The sequence below is a fragment of the Kaistella sp. CFF1-2 genome (assembly GCF_059509915.1).
Genome location: NZ_JCAKLF010000002.1, coordinates 297,531 through 322,414, shown reverse-complemented (window position 1 = coordinate 322,414; position 24,884 = coordinate 297,531). Strand labels below are relative to the sequence as shown.

General features: G+C 34.6%; 24 protein-coding genes. 14 read left to right on the top strand and 10 right to left on the bottom strand.

Annotated elements, in window-relative coordinates:
- Window positions 1–2: 2 nt before the first annotated feature.
- Genes AC5XHR_RS06630 through AC5XHR_RS06620 form a run of 3 tightly spaced genes read left to right on the top strand, consistent with a single transcriptional unit; the run spans window position 3 to window position 3,480 of the window.
- The gene (locus tag AC5XHR_RS06630; protein WP_495950498.1) at window positions 3–2,597 is read left to right on the top strand and encodes a putative LPS assembly protein LptD; all 2,595 of its coding nucleotides are present in this window, start codon (window positions 3–5) and stop codon (window positions 2,595–2,597) included.
- A 50-nt stretch (window positions 2,598–2,647) separates the two neighbouring features.
- Entirely contained in the window at window positions 2,648–3,031 is a 384-nt protein-coding gene (locus tag AC5XHR_RS06625; RefSeq protein ID WP_495949994.1) for a RidA family protein, read from the top strand.
- 2 nt (window positions 3,032–3,033) lie between these two features.
- Window positions 3,034–3,480 (top strand): hypothetical protein, encoded by a 447-nt coding sequence (locus tag AC5XHR_RS06620; protein WP_495949993.1) that lies wholly within the window; start codon window positions 3,034–3,036, stop codon window positions 3,478–3,480.
- A gap of 70 nt (window positions 3,481–3,550) precedes the next feature.
- Here AC5XHR_RS06620 and AC5XHR_RS06615 read toward each other — a convergent pair whose 3' ends face one another.
- Window positions 3,551–5,077, bottom strand: a complete 1,527-nt coding sequence (locus AC5XHR_RS06615; protein ID WP_495949992.1) for a trypsin-like peptidase domain-containing protein — start codon at window positions 5,075–5,077, stop codon at window positions 3,551–3,553.
- Window positions 5,078–5,372: 295 nt separating this feature from the next.
- Here AC5XHR_RS06615 and trhO point away from each other — a divergent pair, with 295 nt between their 5' ends.
- Window positions 5,373–6,749, top strand: coding sequence for an oxygen-dependent tRNA uridine(34) hydroxylase TrhO (gene trhO / locus AC5XHR_RS06610; protein ID WP_495949991.1), 1,377 nt, complete (start codon window positions 5,373–5,375; stop codon window positions 6,747–6,749).
- A gap of 7 nt (window positions 6,750–6,756) precedes the next feature.
- The gene (locus AC5XHR_RS06605) at window positions 6,757–7,338 is read left to right on the top strand and encodes a 5-formyltetrahydrofolate cyclo-ligase (RefSeq protein ID WP_495949990.1); all 582 of its coding nucleotides are present in this window, start codon (window positions 6,757–6,759) and stop codon (window positions 7,336–7,338) included.
- Here the strand turns inward: AC5XHR_RS06605 and AC5XHR_RS06600 are convergent.
- Together AC5XHR_RS06600 and AC5XHR_RS06595 are read right to left on the bottom strand one after the other, a co-directional pair.
- Entirely contained in the window at window positions 7,281–7,868 is a 588-nt protein-coding gene (locus tag AC5XHR_RS06600) for a hypothetical protein (protein WP_495949989.1), read from the bottom strand. The two genes, AC5XHR_RS06605 and AC5XHR_RS06600, sit on opposite strands and share 58 nt — an antisense overlap.
- Window positions 7,855–8,961, bottom strand: a complete 1,107-nt coding sequence (locus tag AC5XHR_RS06595; protein WP_495949988.1) for a hypothetical protein — start codon at window positions 8,959–8,961, stop codon at window positions 7,855–7,857. Before AC5XHR_RS06595 ends, AC5XHR_RS06600 begins: the two co-directional genes overlap by 14 nt.
- Before the next feature lie 242 nt (window positions 8,962–9,203).
- On the opposite strand from AC5XHR_RS06595, the gene AC5XHR_RS06590 reads away from it, so the two are divergent.
- A complete protein-coding gene (locus AC5XHR_RS06590; protein ID WP_495949987.1) occupies window positions 9,204–9,431 on the top strand; it encodes a hypothetical protein in 228 nt (75 codons plus the stop codon).
- 52 nt (window positions 9,432–9,483) lie between these two features.
- Here AC5XHR_RS06590 and AC5XHR_RS06585 read toward each other — a convergent pair whose 3' ends face one another.
- From AC5XHR_RS06585 to AC5XHR_RS06560, 6 genes are all read right to left on the bottom strand, one after another.
- The gene (locus tag AC5XHR_RS06585) at window positions 9,484–10,248 is read right to left on the bottom strand and encodes a TrmH family RNA methyltransferase (RefSeq protein WP_495949986.1); all 765 of its coding nucleotides are present in this window, start codon (window positions 10,246–10,248) and stop codon (window positions 9,484–9,486) included.
- Between the two features lie 35 nt (window positions 10,249–10,283).
- Window positions 10,284–11,648: a DNA recombination protein RmuC gene (locus tag AC5XHR_RS06580; RefSeq protein WP_495949985.1), complete on the bottom strand. Its 1,365-nt coding sequence runs from the start codon at window positions 11,646–11,648 to the stop codon at window positions 10,284–10,286.
- A gap of 285 nt (window positions 11,649–11,933) precedes the next feature.
- On the bottom strand, window positions 11,934–12,311 hold the full coding sequence (locus AC5XHR_RS06575; protein WP_495949984.1) for a hypothetical protein: 378 nt from the start codon (window positions 12,309–12,311) through the stop codon (window positions 11,934–11,936).
- A 2-nt stretch (window positions 12,312–12,313) separates the two neighbouring features.
- The gene (pncB, locus tag AC5XHR_RS06570; protein ID WP_495949983.1) at window positions 12,314–13,492 is read right to left on the bottom strand and encodes a nicotinate phosphoribosyltransferase; all 1,179 of its coding nucleotides are present in this window, start codon (window positions 13,490–13,492) and stop codon (window positions 12,314–12,316) included.
- A gap of 65 nt (window positions 13,493–13,557) precedes the next feature.
- Entirely contained in the window at window positions 13,558–15,183 is a 1,626-nt protein-coding gene (locus AC5XHR_RS06565; protein ID WP_495949982.1) for a leucine-rich repeat domain-containing protein, read from the bottom strand.
- A gap of 111 nt (window positions 15,184–15,294) precedes the next feature.
- Window positions 15,295–15,771, bottom strand: coding sequence for a Dps family protein (locus AC5XHR_RS06560; RefSeq protein ID WP_495949981.1), 477 nt, complete (start codon window positions 15,769–15,771; stop codon window positions 15,295–15,297).
- A gap of 140 nt (window positions 15,772–15,911) precedes the next feature.
- Here AC5XHR_RS06560 and AC5XHR_RS06555 point away from each other — a divergent pair, with 140 nt between their 5' ends.
- From AC5XHR_RS06555 to AC5XHR_RS06520, 8 genes are all read left to right on the top strand, one after another.
- Window positions 15,912–17,276: a glycosyltransferase family protein gene (locus tag AC5XHR_RS06555; protein ID WP_495949980.1), complete on the top strand. Its 1,365-nt coding sequence runs from the start codon at window positions 15,912–15,914 to the stop codon at window positions 17,274–17,276.
- A gap of 107 nt (window positions 17,277–17,383) precedes the next feature.
- Complete coding sequence (gene rpsL, locus AC5XHR_RS06550; RefSeq protein ID WP_495949979.1) at window positions 17,384–17,791, top strand: 30S ribosomal protein S12; 408 nt, start codon at window positions 17,384–17,386, stop codon at window positions 17,789–17,791.
- Window positions 17,792–17,814: 23 nt separating this feature from the next.
- Window positions 17,815–18,291 carry a 30S ribosomal protein S7 gene (gene rpsG / locus AC5XHR_RS06545; protein ID WP_079667158.1) on the top strand — a complete coding sequence of 159 codons (477 nt, stop codon included), beginning with the start codon at window positions 17,815–17,817 and terminating at the stop codon, window positions 18,289–18,291.
- 8 nt (window positions 18,292–18,299) lie between these two features.
- On the top strand, window positions 18,300–20,417 hold the full coding sequence (gene fusA / locus AC5XHR_RS06540) for an elongation factor G (RefSeq protein WP_495949978.1): 2,118 nt from the start codon (window positions 18,300–18,302) through the stop codon (window positions 20,415–20,417).
- A gap of 18 nt (window positions 20,418–20,435) precedes the next feature.
- Window positions 20,436–20,741 carry a 30S ribosomal protein S10 gene (gene rpsJ, locus AC5XHR_RS06535; protein ID WP_069800872.1) on the top strand — a complete coding sequence of 102 codons (306 nt, stop codon included), beginning with the start codon at window positions 20,436–20,438 and terminating at the stop codon, window positions 20,739–20,741.
- A 201-nt stretch (window positions 20,742–20,942) separates the two neighbouring features.
- A complete protein-coding gene (locus AC5XHR_RS06530; RefSeq protein ID WP_495949977.1) occupies window positions 20,943–21,218 on the top strand; it encodes a hypothetical protein in 276 nt (91 codons plus the stop codon).
- Window positions 21,218–22,027, top strand: coding sequence for a GLPGLI family protein (locus AC5XHR_RS06525; RefSeq protein WP_495949976.1), 810 nt, complete (start codon window positions 21,218–21,220; stop codon window positions 22,025–22,027). The genes AC5XHR_RS06530 and AC5XHR_RS06525 overlap by 1 nt, the downstream gene beginning before the upstream one ends.
- Window positions 22,028–22,123: 96 nt before the next feature.
- The gene (locus AC5XHR_RS06520) at window positions 22,124–22,960 is read left to right on the top strand and encodes a GLPGLI family protein (protein ID WP_495949975.1); all 837 of its coding nucleotides are present in this window, start codon (window positions 22,124–22,126) and stop codon (window positions 22,958–22,960) included.
- A 2-nt stretch (window positions 22,961–22,962) separates the two neighbouring features.
- Here AC5XHR_RS06520 and AC5XHR_RS06515 read toward each other — a convergent pair whose 3' ends face one another.
- The gene (locus tag AC5XHR_RS06515) at window positions 22,963–24,606 is read right to left on the bottom strand and encodes a tetratricopeptide repeat protein (protein ID WP_495949974.1); all 1,644 of its coding nucleotides are present in this window, start codon (window positions 24,604–24,606) and stop codon (window positions 22,963–22,965) included.
- Between the last annotated feature and the right edge of the window lie 278 nt (window positions 24,607–24,884).

Here is a 24,884-nt window from a genome sequence, read left to right as displayed (position 1 = left end):
GAATCAGACTAAGTTCCAAAAATAGATTACAAATTTTAATTATCCTAATTTTTAACAGTTTTTTAGCAAATGTAAATGCACAAAATACGGTAAAAAAAGAGGGGGTTAATGACAGTATTTCCCGAAAAGACACTTTGGTAAAAAAAGAGCCATTGGAGGGAGTTGTCAAATATTCTGCGGATAATATTCGGAATGATATTCCGAAGAAAATGTCGTTTCTAAATACCACAGCAAAAATCAATTATCTCGACATGGATATTGCTGCGGATTACATCACCATTGATTGGAGTACGGGGAATATTTTTGCACGAGGTTTACTTGATGCTAAAGGTAAAATTAAGGAGCCTGTTGTTGCCACTCAAGGTGGAAAGACCTACGAAACCGATCAGTTTAACTTTAATTTTAAAACTCGACAAGCTATTGCTTATAATGCTAGAACCGAAGAATCGGGTGGTGTTATTGTGGCAGAAAAAACGAAGAAAGTAAACGATTCCATCTTCTATTTTGCTCGTGGAAAATATACAACCGATGAGTATTTTATACAGAAAAAAGATACGTTAGCAGATTATTACCTTTTGGCGCCTAATATGAAGTTGCAAAAAGGTAAAAATAGCTCGCAAATTATCACTGGACCAATACAAATGTACATTGAACGCGTACCGACGCCGTTGGTTCTTCCGTTTGCAGTTCTTCCGTTTTCGGAAAAACGTTCGGCTGGACTTATAATTCCAAGTTTTGGAGAACGCGAATCGGTTGGTTTTTATTTGAATGGACTTGGATATTATCAACCTTTGGGTGAGCATTTTGATGTAAAAGTCCTCATGGATATGTACACCAAAGGAAGTTGGAATTTCCGTCCAGAAGTCAATTACCGAAAGAATTACCGCTATAATGGAAACTTTTCTGCCGATTTTGGAACAGTAGTGCGTGGTATCAAAGGATTAGATGATTATCAAAAATCGAAAAATTATCGAATTGCATGGCGTCATACGCAAGATGCGAAAGCCAATCCGTATTTTTCTTTTTCGACATCGGTAGATATTGTTAATAGCAATACGTTTTACAATAACTCAATCAACAACAACTATATCTTCAACGAGAACGTTTTAAATACGCAACAGAACTCGAGTATTTCAGTTACCAAGCGATTTTTAAAACTTCCGATGACGATTACTGGTTCGGCTTCGTATTCACAAAATTTCAGTAATGGAACGGTGAATTTGAGGCTTCCACAAATGAATGTGGCGGTGAATCAATTCTATCTTTTCAAGCCAAGTAATGGAGTGATTAGAGAAGGTTTATTGGAAAATATTACGGTAAATACCGGTTTGAATTTTTCGAATTACGTGAACACCAAACAAGATCAATTGTTTAAAGACGGAATGTGGGACGAGATGCAAACGGGACTTCAGAACAATATCGCTATTGCGACAAATACGACGTTTGCTAAGTTTTTCACGTTCTCACTTTCTGCTAATGCCAACAATGTTTTAACAACAAAAACGGTTGAAAAAAGATACGATCCTATCGCTAACGAATTGGTGACGAGTTACAATAAAGGAATTAACGGATTCTCGACATTCTCGACAGGAGCTAGTGTTCAAACAACGATATACGGAAATAGAGATTTCGGCGATAAGTTTTTCATCAAGGCCATTCGACATATGATTACGCCGAGTTTTAGTTTCACGTATACGCCTGATTTTGGAACAAAAAATTGGGGCTATTACCGAAATTATTACGACGCAAACGGAGCCATGACGCCTTATTCTATCTTTGATGGTGGTGTTTTTGGAAGTCCTTCTACCGGTTTAACGCAATCGGTTGGTTTTAATATTGGAAATAATATTGAAATGAAAGTTCGCTCTAAAACCGATTCTACAGGAATTAAGAAAGTGAAGATTTTTGAAAGTTTAAATATTTCTGGAGGTTATAATTTTGCAGCCAATTCGCACAAGTTTTCGATGATTAACATCAACGGTCAAACTTCATTTTTCGACAATAAAATGAGCGTAAACACGAGTTTGGTGATTGATCCGTACAAAACGGTTTATGATGCTAATGGCGTAGGAACGCGAACCGAAAAGCTAGGGAATTTTGGAGTTCAAGGATTTAACGTTCAAATGTCATTTCCTTTAAACAACGATACTTTTGCGTCAAAAGATGCAGAGAAAATTGAAAATAAGTACAAAACCAAAGGCGAAATTCGGAATGAGAATTACTTCTTTGATGACGATATGTACGCTCGTTTTACACAACCGTGGTCGCTAAACATTACAGCGAACTATGCGTATATGAAGAATACATCCAACATGTTTGGGACGCAAGTAGCTTCTGTTGGTTTGAATGGAAACTTAAAGTTGACACCCTACTGGAATTTAACAGCAAGTACGTATTACGACGTTATTAATAAAGATTTGGGGTTAACGAGGATTGGTTTCTCACGAGATCAGCGAAGTTTCTCAATCAACTTCAATTGGGTGCCTTTTGGACAATATAAAGTGTATGATTTCTTAATTGGTATTAAAGCAAATATCCTTTCAGATGCTTTAAAATACAAAGATCGAAGTTTTACACAACCAAATGCACCATTCTAATTTTTATTTTACATACTTAATTTTATATTTGCTACGGATAAACAACGTATATGAAAAAGATTATTTCCACAGATCAGGCGCCAGCAGCAATTGGGCCTTATGCTCAAGCGAACATGGCAAACGGAGTTTTGTACATTTCAGGCCAAATTCCCATTGATCCTGCAACAGGAAAGATTGCAGAAGGTGTAGAAAAGAGTACGCATCAAGTGATGAAGAACTTATCGGCGGTTTTAGAAGCTGCCGGAATGACGTTCAGAAACGTAGTGAAAGCAACAATATTTCTTAAAAATATGGATGATTTTGCGGTGATGAATGATATTTATGCATCGTATTTAGATTCAGATGCATATCCAGCGAGAGAAACGGTTCAGGTTTCTTGTTTACCAAAAAATGTTGATGTAGAAATCTCTATGATTGCTCATCAGGACGCATAGAAATGAATTTTTTACGAAACTGTATCGGTGTTATTGTAGGTCTAGCGATTGCTGGATTGATTATCTCTTTAGGAGTACGATTGAATCCTGAATGGGTAAACTATGATTATTTTTCACCATTTCAGACTTGGGAAAAGTTTCTAAAATCCGTTCAACATGATGAACAATTCTACGTTTTTTTATTGTTTATTTCAGGTATTGCAGCTTCTGTAGGAGGCGTTGTTACAGCAATTATTGTAAAGTATGCTAAAGTTGCCTATGCGATTTTAATTGGTTTTATTTTACTCTTTATTGCGATGTTGGATGTGATAATCTTCCCGTATCATCCTACATTTTATAAGATTTGTATTTTCTTGACGTTTTTTCCATTTGCTTGGATCGGAGGGAAAATTACAGAAGTTATCTACGAACGTAAAAAGAAAAAAGAACGAGCTAAAAAATATTTATAAGCTTAAAAAAATTAAAAGTCGCGCAACCGAAGGTTGCGCGACTTTTTTATTGCTATCTGGTTTTTTGAACTTAGTTCGGCATTACAAAACCTGTGGTTGTAATTCGACCGTATTCATCAACGTATTTTATGGAAACATTTCCTTTGTAGCCATTTAAGATTTTCTCAACATCTTTTTGACTGTTTACCGTTTTCCCGTTCACTTCGAAAACGATGTAATTATCGGAAATTCCTTTTTTGTCCAATTCACCTCCCGAAACAACGTTCTTAACGATAACTCCAGAATTCAAGCCGTAATCGGTTTTAATTCGATCACTCAACGGTTCAAACTCGGCACCAATTTTCTCTGTAACTGTTAGATCGGCTTTGCTTCTGAAACTTGTATTTCCTTTTTGATCTTTCAAAGTTACATTGGTTGTTGCTTCTCTACCATTTCTCGAATAGGTTACAGCAACACGATCTCCAGGTCTTTTACTTCCGGTTACAAAAGATAAATCTGCATAACCACTAATTGTTGTATTATCTACTTTCGTAATAACGTCTCCAACTCGGATTCCAGCTTCTTCTGCACCGCCGCTTCTAGAAACATCGGTTACGTATACACCACTTCCTGTTTTCAGTTTTGCGTTCTTCTCTTTATTGTAATACGCAACTTGCTGATCGTTTGATAAATCCAATGTAGATACACCTAAGAAACCTCTTTGAACCATTCCGAATTTCTTGATATCCTCAATTACCTTTCGAGCCAAATTCGCTGGAACGGCAAATCCATAACCTTCATAATATCCTGTGTTAGATGAAATCGCTGAGTTGATTCCAATTAAAGTTCCGTTGGTATCCACCAAAGCTCCACCAGAGTTTCCTGGGTTAATCGCCGCATCAGTTTGTAAGAAACTTTCAATTGGCGTTGCCGATTGTTGTCTTAATAAATCAATACTTCTTCCTTTCGCGGAGATAATTCCCGCTGTTACTGTAGAGTTTAACCCTAGCGGGTTTCCTACCGCCAATACCCATTGTCCAACTTCAACAGCATCCGAATTTCCAAAATTCAAATACGGAAGTCCTTTTTCTTCAATCTTTAAAAGGGCAATATCTGTCATAGGATCGGTTCCTACCAAGGTTGCGGTATAGGATTTTTTGTTACTTAAAACAACTTCAAGTTTATTCGATCCTGCTACAACGTGGTTGTTTGAAATAATGTATCCATCAGGTGAGATAATCACCCCAGAACCCATTCCCGAAGGAACATTTTGCGGCGGCTGCTGCTGTTGAGGTCTTTTTTGTTGGTTTCTTCCAAAGGGATCGCCAAAGAAAAAGTCCATCAAATCCTGGTCAGACGCTCTTCCTGTTGTTCTGTTCTGGTAATTTTTAATGGTTACTACTGCCGGAACCGTCATTTTAGATGCTTTGACAAAGTCATCACCAACGACTCCTGAGTTCATCCCTGCAAATTGGGATGTGGTATTTTTTGGAGCAAAAAACTCAAAATCTGCATCATTGTTTACATGGTCAAAAGTCTTAATAGCACCAAAAGTGGTGGCTCCCGAAATAACACCTACCAATGCGTAAGGCATAATGCTTTTCAATGTCTTCTTCATAGTATGTAATCTTATCTTTATAATTTACGATTTATTGTTATGATAAACAAATTTAATGCTAAATGAGTGTTTAATTCAAGGCAGTTGTTTCAGATTTAACTAAAGTTTAACGAGATTTATATCTATTTATAATTTCGAGTCTTAAAAAGCCCTGTTTTTATGAATTGTTAAAGACTTTTTGCTGTCAATTTGTATGATTAAAGTCAGTACGAATGCCATTATTTCCATTTTTTAGTCAACAATAAAAATCCGTACCTTTGCCGAAATTATTTTTCTCACTTAAAACGTTTATAGCATGCAACTGTACAACACATTAAGCGCAGAAGAAAGAGCTCAACTTATTGATGAAGCTGGTAAGGAACGTCTTACATTGTCTTTCTACGCGTACGCAAAAATTCAAGATCCCAAAAAATTTCGTGACGACCTATTCATAGCTTGGAATGCACTCGATGCACTTGGCCGAATTTACGTTGCTAAAGAAGGTATTAATGCTCAAATGAGTGTTCCTACAGAGAATTTTGAAGCGTTTCGCGAGACTTTAGAACAATACGATTTTATGAAAGGTATTCGTTTGAATGTAGCTGTTGAGCAAGATAATCACTCGTTTTTGAAGTTAACTATTAAAGTTAGAAACAAAATTGTAGCTGATGGTTTGAACGATGAAACTTTTGACGTTACGAATAAAGGAATTCACCTAAAAGCTCAAGAATTTAATGATTTGTTAGAAGATCCCAATACGATTGTTGTGGATTTCCGAAATCATTATGAAAGCGAAGTCGGTCATTTTGAAGGGGCAATTACGCCAGATGTAGAAAATTTCCGAGAAAGCTTACCAATTATCAACGATCAGTTGCAAGATTTCAAAGAAGATAAAAACTTGTTGATGTATTGTACAGGCGGAATTCGTTGTGAAAAAGCGAGTGCTTATTTCAAACATCAAGGTTTCAAAAATGTATATCAATTAGAGGGCGGAATTATTGAATATACTCGTCAAATCAAAGAAGAAAATATTCCAAGTAAGTTTATTGGGAAAAATTTCGTGTTCGATCATCGTTTAGGAGAAAGGATTACAGACGATATTATTTCACAGTGTCATCAATGCGGAAAACCGTGTGATAACCACACTAATTGTGCAAATGATGCTTGTCATTTGTTGTTTATCCAATGTGATGAATGTAAAGCTGCGATGGAGAATACATGTTGCACAGAATGTTTAGAGACTATTCATTTGCCTTGGGAGGAGCAAGTTGCAAAACGTAAAGGTTTACAAGTTGGAAATAAAATTTTCAGAAAAGGAAAATCCGATTCTTTGAAATTTAAAAAATCTGGAGATTTATCGACAACAACTTTAGCAAAAGCAACAACAAAAGCAGAAACTAACGATATTCGTCAGAAAATTAAAGTTAAAAAGACGTTGCTTGGTAAAGCAGAACATTATTTTACGAAATCTAAAATTGCTCAATTCTTAATTGAGAATAATGAAATTTCTGTTGGAGATAAAGTTTTAATTTCTGGACCAACAACTGGTGAACAAGAAGTTACTATTACAGAGCTTTTTGCAAACGGAGCATCTTGTGAAGTGGCAACAAAAGGAGATCAAATCACTTTTGAGCTTCCTTTTAGAGTTCGTTTGTCGGATAAGATTTATAAGATATTAGATTCAGAAAACTAATAATCGCATGTTGAAATCTGAACTTAGAAAACTATATTTAGAAAAAAGAAAAGCCTTTTCGAAAGAAGAGGTTTTGCTTTTTTCAGAACAGATCAAAAACCAATTTTTTGAACGTTTTCAGTTACAGAAAGGTGATTGTGTTCACATTTTTCTGTCGATTGATAAGTTCAACGAAGTTGATACTTCAGCGATTATTCAAGAATTATGGGCGCGCGAAATTCGAGTTTTTGTTCCGAAAATGATTGGTGACAATCTGATAACCTTAGAAATTCTTCCCAATACCATTTTTGAAACCAATTCATGGGGAATTCGCGAACCCTTAGGGACTGAAGATTCAAGTTCTGTAAATCTAAAATATTGCATCACGCCATTACTTTATTGCGATCCAAATGGGCAGCGAGTCGGCTACGGTAAAGGATTTTATGATCGGCTTTTTGCTAGTTTAAGTTCGGAGCCAATTAAGATTGGAGTTGGATTTTTTACTCCAGACCAATCTGTTTCAGATACTTCCGATTGGGATATTCCAATGGATTATCTCATTACGCCTACAGAAGTGGTGTCTTTTACCACTGCTTTACCTTTTTTATAGAAGTTCTTAAAGAAAAACTTAAATTCTTTGTCGCCTTTATTCGACGGTAATAACGTGTATTCGGCACTTCGGTCAAACTTCCCAATGGATTTGTTATTTTTATCGAAGTATTCAACATTAAATTTTGCAATATCAATAGTATCACTGCCATTAATGTTCTGTAAAACCTCTAGTTGACTCACTTTCGCGGTTTTAGGTTTTAAGCTGTCTAATTCCGAAAATAATGGTTTGAAAGTCAACGAATCCGGTTGATAGAAGTATTCTTGAAGTTGCTTATAAATCGCTTGATCAATTTGTGTTTTTCTATTTCCACCCACATATAAGGTAGAAAGTTCTAGTAATTCTTGAACTTTTTGCTTCGTTATTGAATTAATTGCTTGAATACTATCCATTTGTACTGCTGGATAACTTATCTCGTTGGTTGAATTTCGAAGTTTATCCAAATCGCTCATTTCTGGCGCTTTCTTGTCACAGGCAATGAAAAATAAGGCTAGGCAAACGATTGCTAGTAGGATATTAATTTTTTTCATGATCGGTGATTTTAAATTTAATGGAAATGATTTTTCCTTGATCGTCTCGCTTCATCTCAATTAGGTTGAGATTTTTAAGAGAAGTTGTTGGAGTGGTTACTAGAGTGATGTATTTTTCTTTGCTAATATTTTCTACGCCGTATAAATCCGAATCGTAAATCTGCTTAATAACAGCGTTATTGCTGATTCTAGCCTCTAATTCTTTTCTTTTTTGATTAATATTTTGCTCGGATTGTCCAGAAACATTCATTTGGGAGAAATAATAGAGCGCAAATTTATAATCGTCTGGTTTTAGTTCGATGCTTTCTTCCTTAGGAGCATTTTCGAGATTTCGATTGACGATGAGGTTTTCATACAGCGGAGAACTTATTTCCATAGAAAGACTTTGATCTTTTGTAGGATAATGGAAACACTCACCCGGTTTTACGCGATAAAAGATGGGAGATTCATTCTCTTTAATAACTTTAATTTCGATATCCCACTTTAATTTACTTCCTCTATCGGCATCGGTGAAGCAGTACGTATAGTTTTTTCCAAAAATTTCATCTTTAAAACCTAAAAGTCCAGCTCCCGATCCAAAAATTAATGCCAAGCCAAGCCATAAATATTTTTTTATCCAAGAAATTGCCCCTTTTTTTTCCAATTTTTCATTTTGAGTAGTCGGAGTGGATTGAATAGTTTGTTTTTTTGTAATTTGCTGGTTTTCAGATTCTATATTTTGTAAAACGGTTGTTTTTGATTCTGTTTTTGGTTCCAAAGTTGCCGTTTTTTCAACCGTAACTTCAGATTTTGGTTGTTCAAAATCTAATAATTTAGGTTCGACCTCTTCATTTTTACTTGAAGGAATATTTTCACCCGCAATTGCATTTTTTTTCTTAAATTCAGACCACGATTGATATCCTACATAAATCGCAAGCAAATTTAGCATATCAATTCTCGGGAGTTTTCCGTTAGAATTGTTCTTAAAGTAGGTGTAGAAAGACTTTTCGCTGATATTTCCTTTTGCGAGTTTTCGCAAATCTTCTTGGAAATAAACAATGTCTATCCCTTTCCAAGTAGAAATATTTTCGTTCTCAGGGGTGTGAGTCTCCAAATATTGAGCTTGAATATTCTTTTTTAATTGCTCAAAGTATAAAATCTCGAAATCTGTCAAAATAATTAAAAATATATAATTGCCTGATTGTCAGTGATAATTTTTTGTAAAACTATTTTACAAATGTATTACAATTATTTTTCTTAGACAAATTTAATTGCTGCCATACCTTTGTCCTGTTCAATTAGATGAACATTAGTGATCAAGAAAAAAATATTTAACAAAATTAAATTTAATTTATTATGAAAAAATCATTGTTCGTAGCTGGTATCGCTGCTTTAGCTCTTGTAGCTTGTAAAAAAACTGAATCAACTGAAGTAACTGCTGCTACAGATTCTATCGAAGCAACTGCAGATTCTGCAACTAACGCTATCGATTCTACAGCTAACGCTGCTACTGATTCTGTAAAAGTTGCTGCTGACTCTGCTACTGCTAAAGTAGAAGAAGTTGCTAAAGAAGCTACTAAGTAATTTACTGAACAAGTAAAAAACAAGAACCGTTTCTCTCAGAGAAGCGGTTTTTTTATGCCATTTTTTGTCTTAAGAACTCGTAGCAACTAATCGCCACAGCATTACTCAAATTCAGGGAATCGATTGTTCCGCTCATTGGGATTAAACAATTTTTTCCTTTATCCTTCCAATAGTCTGTTAAACCAGAATGTTCCGTTCCGAAAAAAAGAGCAGTTTTTGACTTTAAATCTACTTGAGGAAGTAGTTTTGCATCATCTGACATGAATGTCGTTTTTATTTCAACATTATTTTCTTTCAGAAATGCATATAATTCTTCATTAGTAGATTCAAATAACTGCATTCCGAAAAGGCAACCAACACTAGAGCGGATCACGTTAGGATTATAGAAATCTACTTTAGACTCCGTGATAATAAGAGCGTCAATACCAAAAGCTTCACAGCTTCTTAGGATTGCGCCAAGATTTCCAGGTTTTTCCATGCCCTCAACGACGATAATTGATGCGTTATCAGGAACGTTGAAGTTTTCTAAAGAATGATCTTTCGCCACATAAATACCTATAATACCTTCCGAAGTTCCACGATACGCTATTTTTTCATAGACTTTATCGGTAACTAAATGAACTTTGCCATTTGGATGTTCTTTTTGAAAATATACCTCACAGATAAAGAACTCCTGTGGTGAATAGCCAAACTGAATGGCTCTATCGTTTTCTTGTTGACCTTCAACAACGATAAATTTCGATTTTTTTCGGAATCGGTTGTCCGTATTAAGTCGGTTTAAGTTTTTGATTTTTTCGTTTTGTAGGCTTTCAATCATGATGGAATCATTTCTAGATGCAAAAATACAAAATTCTACTCTCCTTTATTCGAAGTTTCTTCCTCTTCAAGCCAAGAATTGGGCAGTTCCTTTTTGTTTTTTATGCCAAGATTTTTCATTTTTTCCGTTTGAAGAACTAAATTGTCCTTTCCAGATGTTAACGTTTTAAATGCGTCGTCGTACGAAGTTTTTGCTTGATCGATGTTTTTTCCTACACGCTCCAAATGTTCGGTAAACGTGACAAACTTATCATATAATTTCGCTCCACGTGAAGCGATTTCTAGCGCATTTTTGTTTTGATTTTCACGTTTCCACAAATCCGAAACCAATTTTAAGGACGTTATTAAATTGCTTGGATTTAAAAGTAAAATTCGCTTGTCATATGCATAATTCCACAAGTTAGAATCTAATTGCATAGCTGCTATATATGCTGCCTCATTTGGGATGAACATCATGACAAAATCCAACGTATTTTGATAATCATCATAAGCTTTTGACGATAATTCATTGATATGGTTTTTTATGGAATTGAGATGTTTGTATAATAAAAGTTCATGTGTTTCCGGATCGTTTTCATCTGTAATTTCAGAAAAATGAGTTAACGAAACCTTGGAATCAATAATCACATGACGATCGTCGGGATATTTTACAACGGCGTCTGGACGCATTTTTTTTCCAGAGAACTGACTATACAACGGATTGTCGTCTTCGTTGGTTAATTGATATTCCAAAAAATATTCTCGCCCTTTTGTCAAGCCTGATTTTTCCAGGATTCGTTCCAGGATCATTTCACCCCAATTTCCTTGAGTTTTAGAATCGCCTTTTAAAGCACGAGTGAGCTTTTTGGCATCGTCGGAGATCTGTTGATTTAACGAGGCGAGCTCTTTTACTTTTTCAGCTAATGAGAAACGTTCTTTATTTTCTTTTTCATAAACTTCGCTTACTTGCTTTTTGAAATCGTTTATTTTTTCCTGAAATGGTTCTAGAATTTGTTTGAGTTGCTGAGTGTTATTTAATGAGAACTTTTCCGATTTTTCTTCCAGGATTTTATTTGCTAGATTTTCAAATTGAAGTTGCGATTGTTCTTGCAGTTTTTGGAAATCTTCATGTTGAGATTTTAATTTGCTGGCTAAAATCTCTTTTTCAGCATTGGTTTTAAAATATTCATTTTTCAAATCCTCGATCAAATCAACTTTTTCAGCTAGTTCTGAATTTGTGATTTCTAGCTTTGTTTCTGAAGAATTTAATTTTTCTTCTAGGACCGAGTTTCGAATAGTTTCTTCAGAAAGACGTTTTTGATTTTCAATATGTAAATCTTTAGAAACCCAAATCGTTTTTAGGTATAAAAAAGTGAATAAAGCGCCTAGAAGTGAAGCAAAAATATAATAGAGGATTTCCATAATTCAAAAATAGAAAGAAAAACTGAGCCGTGTTTTGTTGTTTTGAATTAATGTTTGAATGGGGGTACGTGTTTTTAAATAGTTAACGGCGGCCGAAGGCCGCCGTTAACTTGTACTAAATCAAAAAAAATTAAGGCTTTTTCTACTCAATTTTTTCGTGATATTTTAAATACATCGGAATAGCAGCCGAGCCAAACCAAGGTAAAACCTCGTAACTGAAAACGCCCGCTACAATGGTAGGATCTTTTTCTACCAGCTGCTTTGCTTCGGCTTCTGTTTTAACATCTAAAAGAAATAAACCCGGTATTGAAGTTCGTTTTTGGTTGCAAAAGGTCCAGCGATTTTCAGTTTTCCTGCTTTTTGCATTTCTTCCATATTTGAAAAGTGACCTTTAAACAATTCCGACCGTTTTTCTTTGTCCGTTATTTTCGAATCTTGAGGTCCGGTTTTCAAAATAACAAGCATATAGGTTTTCATTCCCATTGCATCAGCACCTAAAGAATCTGCTAGTTTTTTATTGGCCGCTTCGGTTTCTTTCAACTTTTGAAGTCGAACTTCCTCACTTGTTTTTCCAGGTGCTCCATTTTGTTTTTTGACTCCGGTGATATTGATGGCACACGAAGTCAGCAAAAGTGCACAAAATAATGAATAGACAATTTTCATAACTAATCTTTAATTCGTAAAAATTCTTTTGCTAGTTCAATCATTTTAGGGTCGCCCGTATATTTTCCATGTTCGTCAGAAAGTTTTACGGTAGGAATCCATTCTTTATTGGATGCTTGTACACCGATAAGTTTCATAACGATATTCATTGGTTTTAAGCCTACATCGTTGGTTAAATTTGTTCCAATTCCAAATGAAATTCCGATTTTCCCGGTGCAATATTTCGTTATTTCTTCAACTTTTTCAAGATTCAAACCATCCGAAAAAATAATGTATTTGTACAAAGGGTTAATGCCGTTGTTCTTGTAATGTTGAATCGTTTTATCTGCAAATTCTAATGGATCGCCACTGTCATGACGAACGCCATCAAATAATTTCGAGAATTTTTTATCAAATTGCTGGAAGAAAACATCCGTCGTGTAGGTGTCTGAAAGAGCAACTCCTAAATCTCCACGATACACATCAACCCAATGTTCTAGGGCGATTTCGTTTGCCATTTTGAATCCGTATTGGGCTGCATGGAACATAAACCATTCGTGAGCATGCGTTCCAATTGGTTTGATACCGTATTTCATGGCAAAATGAACGTTGGAAGAGCCAATAAATGTTGTATTTGCCCTTTCTTTCAAGGCTTTTACAACCAAATCTTGTACGTTGTAGGAATGTCTTCTTCGTGTTCCGAATTCTGCAAACGTAACGCCAAGTTTATTTAATTGATCGGCTTTGTCTAACGTTTTTTCAATAACCAATTCATTGGAGTCTCGTTCCATATGATTCATCACATAATGCAGCTCGGAAATCAAAGCCAACAAAGGAACTTCCCATAAAATGGTGCGATACCAAAGTCCTTCAACACGAACGCTAAGATCAGATCCGTTTTGCTCGATATGAACTTCCGATGGGTCGTAGCGATAACCCTCAAGGAAATCCAAATACGGCAAATCAATATAAGGACAGGTTTTCGCCATATATGCTTTTTCTTCCTTGGATAGCTTTAGCTCAGCCATGGCGTTTACAAGCTTTCGAAGTTCGGCATCAAAACCTTCCGGGAAAAAGTGTTTTCCACGATTGATGAATTCGTATTTTACGATTGGACTAGGAAAAAGTTTTACCACCGCATTTTGCATGGTAATTTTATAGAAATCGTTGTCCAGTATGGATTTTAAATGAATGTTGTGCATTTGCGCATTTTTGTGAGAATTCAAAAATACGGAAGTTTCGCAATAAAAAAGGTAGAAACGATAGATTAAAGTTTAATCCATTTGTAAACTAAATTACCTTTCTCGGTATTGATCACTAGAAGGTAAGCGCCAGAAGGTAACGTGCGAACGTCTATTTTATTTGATTTACTTTTCAATACGAGTTTTCCTGATAAATCGTAAATAGCCGATTCGTTAAAAGAAATTCCTTTGGATAGGATGTTAAGATAATCTTTGGTCGGATTGGGGTAAATTGCTAGTTGTTTTTTGATGTCTTCAACAGCTAATTCATTTTCGATAAAAATCGGTTCTCTAAATAAAGAAAGTTCAAATAATTTTGAACCTAAATCTTGCTCCAAATACGCTTCGGCAGTGTAATACACGAAATCAGCTTCTTGAATGTTGTTTAAACTCAGGCTTTCCGATGGTTTTTGAAGATTGGTGTCGAGATTTTTAAACCACGAAAACGTGTAGCCATCTTGACTGGGTAAGCTTTGCTTTAACAATGCATTTCCGCCAATCGATGCTTTGATGGTTGTGGCTTCGTCATAACGTTGTGGCGAATATCGAAAATCAACCATTTGTGGGTTCGATGAAACGGCATCTTGTAAGTTGGCCGTCGTAAAACGATTATTGCTCACATCAACCATTTCAGGCAGCGCTTGTGGTAAATTCCCCGTCAATTGATTACTTCGTAAAGCAAGCATTTGAAGGTTTTTCATTTGCTGAATTTCATTAGGGAAATTGCCATCAAATAAATTATTATGCAACCAAACTTGTTGAAGATTCTTTAATTGGGTAAGCGAAGACAGGTTTCCTGAGATTCGGTTTCTTCCTAGATTTAGATGAACTAAATTTTTCAGCACCAAAATTTCCGATGGAATTGTTGAAAACTGATTGTTTTCCAACGAAAGCCATTCTAAATTTTGAAGGTTTACTAATGATGGGATTTTAGAGTTGTCAATTTGATTCGAACTCAAATCCAATTCCACCAAAGATGAAAGTTGATTGATTTCTTTCGGTATCGCTGTTAATTGATTATTTGCTAGTTGTAGTTTTTTTAAACTACTTAATCCAACCAAATTTGAAAAACCCGTTTTAATTTGATTATTGGAAAGTTTTAATTCTTCTAATTGCGTTAAATTTTGAATAGAACTCGGAATTTCAATCAAATCAAAATTCGAAATATCCAATCGAGTAACTTGTTTGATGCTTTCAAGAAACGAATTCGGATTGTTGAATTTCCAAAGGTTATCTCCTAAATACAATTCTTTAAGTCGTGTATTTCCGCTAAATTCACTCGAAATAGTTCCTGAAAATTCATTGGAACTAAAATCGGCGCTTTCCAGAAAATTTAAACCAGCGATCCAACCGATATTTCCTTGAAGTCTGTTAGAGCTTACATCCAAAACTTTCAAATTTGGAAGACCGGAAAGGCTTGGAAGGTTTCCTTGAAGTAGATTTCCGTTCAAACGGAGTTCAACGACCGTTCCGTTTTTCACTTTTACGCCGTACCAAAATCGAGGTTCTTTGGATAAATCCCATTGGATAGACCAGTTTTCACCATTAGTTTGCTGGTGCAATTGGAGAAGCGCATTTTTCTCAGCCGAAGAAATTCCGGTTTGAGCAAAGTTTAAAATTGAAAAAAAGAGGAGAGAATAAAGTAACTTCAAATGAGTAATTTTTCGGCAAATATAGAAAATATTCTTTCGCATTGTGTTGGCGATCAAATAAAAAACGCTCTTCTGAAGAAAAGCGTTTTTATACCTTATTTATAAGGAAGGTTATTTTCCTAAATAAGCGGAGTACATCCAAACTTCTTTTTCTTGTTCGGTAATGTAATCACTCATTTGTGAGTTGGTTCCTTCGTCATTGGCTTTTTCGGTAACGTCCAAAAGGTCACGTTGCAATGCAATTACCGTTTTGAAGGACGCAAGAATGTTTTCAACGCATTTCGTTCCATCAACTACTTCTTTACTTTCTTTTATTGTAGAAAGTTTTAGATAATCAGAATAATTATGGTTTGGTGTTGATCCTAAAGTTAAAATACGTTCCGCAATTTCATCGATTTTGAGAACTAGGTTATTGTAAAGTTCTTCAAACTTTGGATGTAACGTAAAAAACTGATCCCCTTTAATGTTCCAATGTGCGCCTCTGGTGTTCTGATAGAAAATAGAGTAGTTGGCTAAAAGGACGTTAAGTTGTTCTGATATTTTTTTGCAATCGGCTTCTTGTAGTCCGATAAAATTAGAATTCTTCATAAGCTTGTATTTATATAACAAAGGTATGGTTTTGTATTTCGGATACGAAGGATTCTTGATTGATACTGCCTATAGGACGTTTTTTGTATTTAGTTTGAATAAAGTTTTCTATTATTGCACAATATATAAATCTATAAAAAATGAAATATAAAATTTTGGCTGTAATTGTAATAGTAGTCTATTTTTTGCAGACTTTTTTTGTTTCATTTGGAGGGGTTGGTGCAGATAGTTTGTCTTATTTTGGGATTGCAGCAGATTTACCTGAGCTTAAAACAAATTTATTTCCGTTGGGGTATCCAATTCTACTAAAAACGATGTTTTATTTTACTCAAGATTACTTTTGGGCTTCAAAAATATTGAACACAATTTTTGGAATTCTAATTTTAGTTTTTTCTTACAGTAAAAAATTTTATTTCAGAGAAACGGTTTTATTACTAGCAGCAAAGACTTTTTATTTTGCTTTTTTTGGAGCGATGTCTGAAGGACCATTTATATTCTTCATGTATTTTCTTCTTTATTTTTTACATCAATTGATGCATAATAAGAGTGGTTATTCTAATGCTTTACTAGCTTCTTTCATGTTGTTTTTTATGTTTACTTGTAGGTATTCAGCAATATATGTGTATTTAGGAATTACGTTGTTTTTTGTTTTGACGATTAGTAAAATGAGAAGCAAGGGTTATTTTTTACCATTCTTACTGTTTTTATGTGTTTCAGGTGTGGCAATTGGTTCTTATTTGATTTTTAATTACATGTATTTTGGAAGTTTTACGGGAGAAGTTATCCGTGGAAGCGAAAACGATTTATCTATGACTCAAACTTTTCGAAATGTCGTCGGGATGTTTAATGCTATTGATCCTTATATAGGTTTGAAGCCAAAATCGGATAGTTTTGGGAGCCTTGCCTTTCAGTTAATTTTATTTTTAGTAGATATCGCTATTCTTCGTTTTATTATCATTTATTTTCGAAAAGCAAAAAATACAGAAAATTATTATTTTCATTTATTATTATGGGTGGTTTCTTTATTTTATGCAGTTGCAATGTTTTTTTCATTTCGGTTTCAACAGATTGAAGAGTTGGGAATCCGATTAATGCTGGTTAGCAACATTTGTCTGTTTTTTTCTTTTCTTATACTGTACTTTAAAAATACGACATCGGATAAAATTGTTTGGAATACGAGCTGTCTGTTTTTTATTTTTTTGGTTTTGTATGGATTAAAAGATCCAGGAAATTATTTGGAAAATAAAAAGGAAATAGAGCCGCAAATGGCGCAATTTGCAAATAAAGAGTATATTTTTAATGATGAAACCCACATCATTCAAGTCACAAATTATCAATTGCCGTTTTCTAATAAATCTTTTCAATATACACATACTAATAATCAGATAGGGAAATTGAAGGAAAGTTATGCTGGTACTATAAATCCAAAAATTAAGTGGTTAAAACAAGATACAGTAAAAGATAAATCTAAAGTTTTGTATACCTCGCAGCTGAGATTAAAATGATAGCCCATGTTTTCAATTCCATATTAAATCTTCAGAATATTTTTTCTAACTACTTGTGGATTAAAAAAATATTAGTATTTTTGCACCCTAAAATATAAAGCAATTAAATGCCTACTATTCAACAATTAGTAAGAAAAGGAAGAGCCACGCTTGCCAAGAAGAGCAAATCGGCTGCCCTTGATTCTTGTCCACAAAGACGAGGTGTATGTACAAGAGTATATACCACTACCCCTAAGAAACCTAACTCTGCACTTAGAAAAGTTGCAAGGGTAAGACTTTCTAATGGTAAAGAAGTTAACGCCTATATCCCGGGCGAAGGACATAATCTTCAAGAGCACTCGATAGTATTGGTAAGAGGCGGAAGGGTGAAAGACCTACCGGGAGTACGTTACCACATCGTAAGAGGTGCATTAGACACTGCAGGTGTTAATGGAAGAACACAAAGAAGATCTAAGTATGGAGCTAAGAGACCTAAACCAGGTCAAGCTGCAGCTACAACAGGTAAGAAAAAATAATCATTAAATAAGGTACAAAAGCAATGAGAAAGACAAAAGCGAAAAAAAGACCGTTGTTACCAGATCCGAAGTTTAATGATCAATTGGTAACAAGATTCGTAAACAACTTAATGTTAGACGGTAAAAAATCTATCGCATTCAAAATTTTTTATGATGCGTTAGATATCGTTGAAAACAAAAAAGGTGATAACGAAAAAACTTCTCTAGAAATCTGGAAAGATGCATTAACTAACGTTATGCCTCACGTAGAAGTAAGATCTAGAAGAGTTGGAGGTGCTAACTTCCAAATTCCTATGCCAATCAGAGCAGATAGAAAAATTTCTATGGCGATGAAATGGTTAATCAAATACTCTAAAGCAAGAAATGATAAGTCAATGGCTCAGAAATTAGCTGCTGAAGTTATCGCAGCTGCGAAAGAGGAAGGTGCTGCATATAAGAAGAAAACAGATACTCACAAAATGGCAGAAGCTAACAAAGCTTTCTCTCACTTTAAATTCTAATTAAGACAATGAGTAGAGATCTTAAATTAACTAGAAATATTGGTATTGCTGCGCACATTGATGCTGGTAAAACTACAACAACTGAACGTATCTTATTTTATTCAGGTAAAAATCACAAGATTGGGGAAACTCACGAAGGTGGTTCTACAACTGACTGGATGGAGCAAGAAGCAGAAAGAGGTATTACCATTACTTCTGCAGCAGTAACTGTTGATTGGAAATTCCCAACAGAGCAAGGTAAACCACTTCCTGATGCTAAAAATTACCATTTTAACGTAATCGATACACCAGGACACGTTGACTTTACTGTTGAGGTTAACCGTTCATTAAGAGTATTAGATGGTTTAGTGTTCTTGTTTTCTGCTGTTGATGGTGTTGAGCCACAATCAGAAACTAACTGGAGACTAGCAGATAATTACAAAGTTCCTAGAATGGGATTTGTAAACAAAATGGACCGTCAAGGGGCAGACTTCTTAAACGTTTGTAAGCAAGTTAAAGAAATGTTAGGTTCTAATGCAGTTCCTATCGTTTTACCAATCGGTGAAGAATCAGACTTTAAAGGAGTAGTAGACTTAGTAAAAAATAGAGCTATTGTTTGGCATGATGATAACTATGGTTCTACTTTTGACATCGTTGACATTCCAGAATCAATGTTAGACGAAGTTAAGCAATTCAGAGGTCAATTGATCGAAGAGATTGCAGCTTACGATGAAGAGTTATTAGAGAAATATATGGAAGATGAAAACTCTATTACAGAGGAAGAAATCCATACAGCTCTAAGAGCAGCAACTTTGGATATGTCTATCATTCCAATGACTTGTGGTTCTTCATTCAAAAATAAAGGTGTTCAGTTTATGTTAGATGCAGTTTGTCGTTATTTACCATCTCCGATGGATAAAGAAGCGATTCACGGTACTGATCCTAAGACAGATGAGCCTATCTCAAGAAAGCCTTCAGTATCTGAGCCATTTGCAGCTTTAGCATTTAAAATTGCAACTGACCCATTCGTAGGAAGATTAGCATTCTTCAGAGCGTATTCTGGTAGATTAGATGCTGGTTCTTACATTTTGAATACAAGATCTAACAACAGAGAAAGAATTTCTCGTATTTTCCAAATGCATGCTAATAAGCAAGAGCCTATCGAGTTTATCGAAGCTGGTGATATTGGTGCAGCAGTAGGATTTAAAGATATTAAAACAGGGGATACATTATGTGATGAAAAGAACCCAATCGTTCTTGAATCTATGGTTTTCCCAGATCCAGTAATTGGTATCGCAGTTGAGCCTAAAACTAAGGCTGACCAGGATAAAATGGGTAACGCTTTAGCAAAATTAGCTGAAGAAGATCCTACTTTCACGGTTAAAACTGACGAGGCTTCTGGACAAACGATCATCTCTGGTATGGGTGAGCTTCACTTAGATATCATCGTAGACCGTATGAGAAGAGAGTTCAAGGTTGAAGTTAACCAAGGACAACCTCAAGTAGAGTACAAAGAAGCTTTAACAGTTACGGCTAACCACAGAGAAGTTTACAAAAAACAATCAGGTGGTAGAGGTAAATTTGCTGATATTGTATTTACAATCGGTCCAGCAGACGAAGGTAAACCAGGTCTAGAATTCGTTAACGAAATTAAAGGTGGTAACATTCCTAAAGAATTTATCCCTTCAGTTGAGAAAGGTTTCAAAGAATCAATGAAAAATGGTCCTTTGGCTGGTTTCGAAGTTGACTCAATGAAAATCGTTCTTAAAGATGGATCTTTCCACGCGGTTGACTCGGATCAGTTATCTTTCGAATTAGCTGCAAAAATGGGATTCAAAGAATCTGGAAGAGCTGCGAAAGCGGTTATCATGGAGCCAATCATGAAGTTAGAAGTTGTTACTCCAGAAGAGTACATGGGAGATATCGTTGGTGACCTTAACAGAAGAAGAGGTACGGTAAACGGTATGGATGACAGAAATAACGCTAAAGTTATCAAAGCATTCGTTCCACTTTCTGAAATGTTTGGTTATGTAACTTCATTAAGAACATTATCTTCAGGTAGAGCTACATCTTCTATGGAATTCGAAAAATACGAAGCAGCTCCACAGAATGTCGCTGAAGATGTAATCGCGAAGTCTAAAGCTTAATATTTAAATTAGATTAAAATGTCACAAAGAATCAGAATAAAACTTAAGTCTTACGATTACAATTTAGTAGATAAATCTGCTGAGAAAATCGTAAAAACTGTAAAAGCTACAGGTGCGGTAGTTAATGGTCCTATTCCATTGCCTACACACAAGAGAATCTTCACAGTGTTGAGATCTCCGCACGTAAACAAGAAAGCAAGAGAGCAGTTCCAATTATCAGCTCACAAGAGATTGATGGATATCTATTCTTCTTCTTCTAAAACTGTAGACGCATTAATGAAACTAGAACTTCCTTCAGGAGTTGACGTAGAAATTAAAGTGTGATACAAGCATACTTTGCTATGATTATAGAATCCCCTTTCGAAATGAAAGGGGATTTTTATTTGAATTTAAAGTTCATAAGTGATTAATTTAACTTTAAAAATTTATTATTTTTTTTATATTTTTTAATAAATTATTTGCATAGTTTTAGTTTTAGTTTTAGTTTTAGTTTTACTGCACTTAATAACCAAAATTTTATTTATTATGAAAAAATTATTAGTAGTTTCTGCACTAAGTCTTGCAGGACTTATGAGTGCTAACATTAAGAATGAAGTTCCTAAAGAAAAAAAAGAGACTCAGAAAAATGAAGTAAAAAAACAAAAAGAAAATGTAGAGAGAGAGTGTAGAGTTTATCATTCGTCTTGCGGAGAAGCTGGTTTTTTTTGTAGAGATGCAGCTGAATTCCCAGAGGAAGAGTATATTGAGTTTGGGTATTTAGTAGAGGATACTTTTTGTGGAGGATGCTATATTGATTGCTAATGAAGTTAAGGTTATATTTATTATTTTCTCTTTTTGCGCTATATTGTGCCGCCCAACAAAATGGAACAAATCATTTGTTTTATTATTCAATGACTTACAGTAGCGCAAAAAAGGATTCCACAGGTATAAATGGAGAGGCTAAATTTGTTCTAAGTGTGCAGGATAGTGTTTCAATATTTAGCAATGTTAGAAATGTTCATAGGGATTCAATATTACTTCATTGGAAAAACCAACCTAAGGATATCAAAGGTAATCTTTCAATGGCTGGAGTTCCAAGAACGCCTTTTACCTTTTACATTAAAAAGCTGAAAGTAAAGAATGAAGTCATTACCTATGATCTTATAGGAGGAAAGAATTTTTATTATAGTGAAAATTTTCCTAAAGAAAGATGGATACTAAAAGAAGGGACAAAAATGGTCGAGGGTTTTAAATGCTATAATGCAGAGATTAGTATCTACGGTAGAAACTTCATTGCTTGGTATGCGCCTGAAATTCCTTTTCATGAAGGACCGTATAAATTTTCTGGATTACCAGGGCTTATAGTTGAATTATATGATAGCGAAAACATTTATAACTTTAAATTAATCAAATTTGATCCTAACGATCATCAGTTTATTTCAATTCCTGAATTACGGAAATTTAAAATCACCAAGACAGATAAAAAAACTTTTATAAAGGCGAAAGACAATTATCAAGAAAACCTAGCTGAAGTCGCCAAATCTATGGGGTTGCAAGTAAGTGAAGAGCGAGCAAAACAAATTCGTGAAAGAGCTAAGCGGAAAATTCTTCCATTAGAACTTAGCGAATAATTTAACTTTTATAATCTCCTTTCGAAATGAAAGGAGATTTTTTTTGTGTATCGGGTGTTTGTTTTTTTTGCTATTTTTAATTACAAATACATTTTGATGAAAATTTTACCTTTTCTTTTTATTCTTGTTGGCCTAATTTCAAACGCGCAAACGCATCGTTTTTTTTACGAAGTTCAGTATAAAAAGGATTCTTTGGATTCTCTTCTTACAAAAGAGCTTTACCATTTGGATATCAACCCGAAAGAAAGTCTTTTTTATGGGCGTGATTATTATGTTTTGGATTCTATAGTGAATAACAATATAGAATTGAATTCTGAAAATGCACCAAGCTTTACTAGTATTACGTTCCATGATAAGGGGAGTGTTAATTTTGCGGAATGTGTTTTAATTGAATATCAAATGTATAAAATGTCATCAAATGATGTTCAAACCTGGAAATTACTTGATGAAAAGAAGAAAGTAGGGCAATATACCTTACAAAAGGCGACCACAACTTGGGGCGGAAGAAAGTGGATAGCTTGGTTTACACCTGAGATTCCTTTTCAAGAAGGACCGTATAAATTTCATGGATTACCTGGTTTAATTATGGAGATTTCCGATGATAAGGAAAACTATTCATTTAAAGTTATTAAATCTCAAAATTTCGAGGAGACTCAACCGACATTAAAGTATTTTGGAATTTTATACGAAAAGGCGATAAGTCTTAGTTGGGAAAAATATATAAAACTTAGACTTTCAAATTATATTGATCCACTTAGTTTTATGAAGAGTGGAGGTATGGATTTCGATAAATTTGAAGGGGTTTATTTAAATGATGGAACTTTGGTGACTTCTAAAAATCAAAATGAAGTTCGGGCGGATCAGCAACGAAAGTTGAGAAAGTATAATAATCCAATTGACCTAACGAAAGCGATTCCCTATCCTAGTAAGTAGGTTTAGTTCACGCCAGAAAGATATGGTTCCATAGCGTCACCATACTTCTTGCGAAGGCGCTGTTTTGCCTTTTTGATGCCTTCTACCGTAACGCCAAGAATTCGGGTCATTTCATTATTTTTAAATCCTAGTTGACTTAATATGACAATCCTAAGATTAGAATCCGTAAGGTCAGGAAATAAATCTATTATTTTTAGATAGTCTTGGCTGTATTCATTCTGGTAAGCCAATTTGCATTTTTCCCAATTTTCTTGCGTCATCAAATGCGATTGCAGCAGGTTTTCAAGTTCTGATTTTTTCGTTTCAAAATCGGGAGAAACGTCTTTGAGATTTTCTATTTCCGTTTCGAGGATTTCAATTTGTTTATTTTTTTCCGAAAGATAGTCGGTGTACGATTTTATGGTTTGCTGTGATGCATGAAGTTTATTTTCCGAACTTATTTTGTCCACCATCAGCCTCAATACTTTCTTTTCGTATTGCGCTTTTTCATTTTTTTGTTCGTTGCGAAGTGATCTTCTAATGACAAAGAAAATGATGGAAAGTAAAACAATAAACGCAATAGCTGCTATTTTTTGTAATTTTTCTTTTGAAGCTTTGGCTTGTTCCGCTTCTATTTGATATTCGTAAGATTGTTTTTGTGCTTCCCAATAGACTTCGTTTGTAGTTTCTATACCGTCCATTGTCTTCAACTCTTCCCGAAGAATATCCATTTTTCGGCGAAGTTCTAATTCTGTTTTTGAATCTCCTTTTTGTTGAGCCAGATTTTTTTGAAGTTCTATAATTTCATAAAGATCCGATTTGTAGTAAGTCGAAGCAGAAGCTATTTTTTCTGCATCTTTTAATGTTTTTTCAGCATCACTGATTTTATTTTGTTTTAGATAGGTTTTAGCTAGAAGGACGGTCGCAAACATTTCATTCATTTCCATCTTTTCGTTTTTAGAAATAGAAATGTCTTCCAAGAGAAGTTTTTCTGCTTCCTGGTAGCTGCCTTCAAGAAGATTGATATTGCCCATGTTCCCGAGAACTTTGGCATATCTCGGTTTGTCATTAATTTTTAGTGCCACCGATTTCGCAACTTCTAGATTTTCTTTTGCTTTTTGAAGTTGATTCAGTTTAATAAGATTGACGGCAATATTATCTACAATTGCTGCATATTCACTTGAGTTATTGGGATACGAACTTTTGGCCTTCTGCAAAAATTGGGTTGATTTTTCAAGCTCGCCAATGGATGCAAGAAAGTACCCAATCCGCATATAACTTTGACCCGAGTCGATGATTTTGTTTTCTGGTAAGTTTTCTAGAATCTTAATTCCGATCATGTATTGCTGGAACGCTTTTTTAAGGTGTCTGTACGTATATAGATAACGCGCATATTGTAGCGTGGTCCATGCAATAACATTAGGTTTTCCCAATTCTTTTGCATCTTCAATAGCTTTTGTATAATGTTTTGTACTTGTTGGATTTTCCTTTCCAATAAGATCAGCATATTTTTGAGCAACGAGAGCCGAAGTAAGTATTTCTTTTGGAATAAGATTACGTACTTCTTGATTATTTGTTATGGTTTGGTTTAATGATGCTTTTAGTGATTGAGTATCCTTTTTGGATGCATAGACATTTGCAATTTCTTGGAACAAAGTCTTCTGCATTTTTCCCTCGTTTTGTAAATTGAAAAACTGAGAAAAATGAAAAATGGGAAGAAAAATGAAGAGTACTAATGCATAAAATTTAACCATATAAGTCTTTAAGTTTCACTTTGATAAAATTAAATAAAAGAATTTTCTTGTACAATTGATTTTTTATCGATGCTTTAATTGCATGTTGTTTTTTCTAGAACTGTTTGTTGATGGTGCTTTATAAGATGTCCACCCTTTTGTCCACCCTGATTTTTTGATTTTTTTTGCTTGCTTTTCTATTTTTGATGTAC

Coding starts and splice junctions, on each gene's coding strand:
- AC5XHR_RS06625 (WP_495949994.1), top strand. CDS start 2,648: ATGAAAAAGATTATTTCCACAGATCAGGCGCCAGCAGCAATTGGGCCT.
- AC5XHR_RS06620 (WP_495949993.1), top strand. CDS start 3,034: ATGAATTTTTTACGAAACTGTATCGGTGTTATTGTAGGTCTAGCGATT.
- AC5XHR_RS06615 (WP_495949992.1), bottom strand. CDS start 5,077: ATGAAGAAGACATTGAAAAGCATTATGCCTTACGCATTGGTAGGTGTT.
- trhO (WP_495949991.1), top strand. CDS start 5,373: ATGCAACTGTACAACACATTAAGCGCAGAAGAAAGAGCTCAACTTATT.
- AC5XHR_RS06605 (WP_495949990.1), top strand. CDS start 6,757: ATGTTGAAATCTGAACTTAGAAAACTATATTTAGAAAAAAGAAAAGCC.
- AC5XHR_RS06600 (WP_495949989.1), bottom strand. CDS start 7,868: ATGAAAAAAATTAATATCCTACTAGCAATCGTTTGCCTAGCCTTATTT.
- AC5XHR_RS06590 (WP_495949987.1), top strand. CDS start 9,204: ATGAAAAAATCATTGTTCGTAGCTGGTATCGCTGCTTTAGCTCTTGTA.
- AC5XHR_RS06585 (WP_495949986.1), bottom strand. CDS start 10,248: ATGATTGAAAGCCTACAAAACGAAAAAATCAAAAACTTAAACCGACTT.
- AC5XHR_RS06580 (WP_495949985.1), bottom strand. CDS start 11,648: ATGGAAATCCTCTATTATATTTTTGCTTCACTTCTAGGCGCTTTATTC.
- AC5XHR_RS06575 (WP_495949984.1), bottom strand. CDS start 12,311: ATGAAAATTGTCTATTCATTATTTTGTGCACTTTTGCTGACTTCGTGT.
- pncB (WP_495949983.1), bottom strand. CDS start 13,492: ATGCACAACATTCATTTAAAATCCATACTGGACAACGATTTCTATAAA.
- AC5XHR_RS06560 (WP_495949981.1), bottom strand. CDS start 15,771: ATGAAGAATTCTAATTTTATCGGACTACAAGAAGCCGATTGCAAAAAA.
- AC5XHR_RS06555 (WP_495949980.1), top strand. CDS start 15,912: ATGAAATATAAAATTTTGGCTGTAATTGTAATAGTAGTCTATTTTTTG.
- rpsL (WP_495949979.1), top strand. CDS start 17,384: ATGCCTACTATTCAACAATTAGTAAGAAAAGGAAGAGCCACGCTTGCC.
- rpsG (WP_079667158.1), top strand. CDS start 17,815: ATGAGAAAGACAAAAGCGAAAAAAAGACCGTTGTTACCAGATCCGAAG.
- fusA (WP_495949978.1), top strand. CDS start 18,300: ATGAGTAGAGATCTTAAATTAACTAGAAATATTGGTATTGCTGCGCAC.
- rpsJ (WP_069800872.1), top strand. CDS start 20,436: ATGTCACAAAGAATCAGAATAAAACTTAAGTCTTACGATTACAATTTA.
- AC5XHR_RS06530 (WP_495949977.1), top strand. CDS start 20,943: ATGAAAAAATTATTAGTAGTTTCTGCACTAAGTCTTGCAGGACTTATG.
- AC5XHR_RS06525 (WP_495949976.1), top strand. CDS start 21,218: ATGAAGTTAAGGTTATATTTATTATTTTCTCTTTTTGCGCTATATTGT.
- AC5XHR_RS06520 (WP_495949975.1), top strand. CDS start 22,124: ATGAAAATTTTACCTTTTCTTTTTATTCTTGTTGGCCTAATTTCAAAC.
- AC5XHR_RS06515 (WP_495949974.1), bottom strand. CDS start 24,606: ATGCAGAAGACTTTGTTCCAAGAAATTGCAAATGTCTATGCATCCAAA.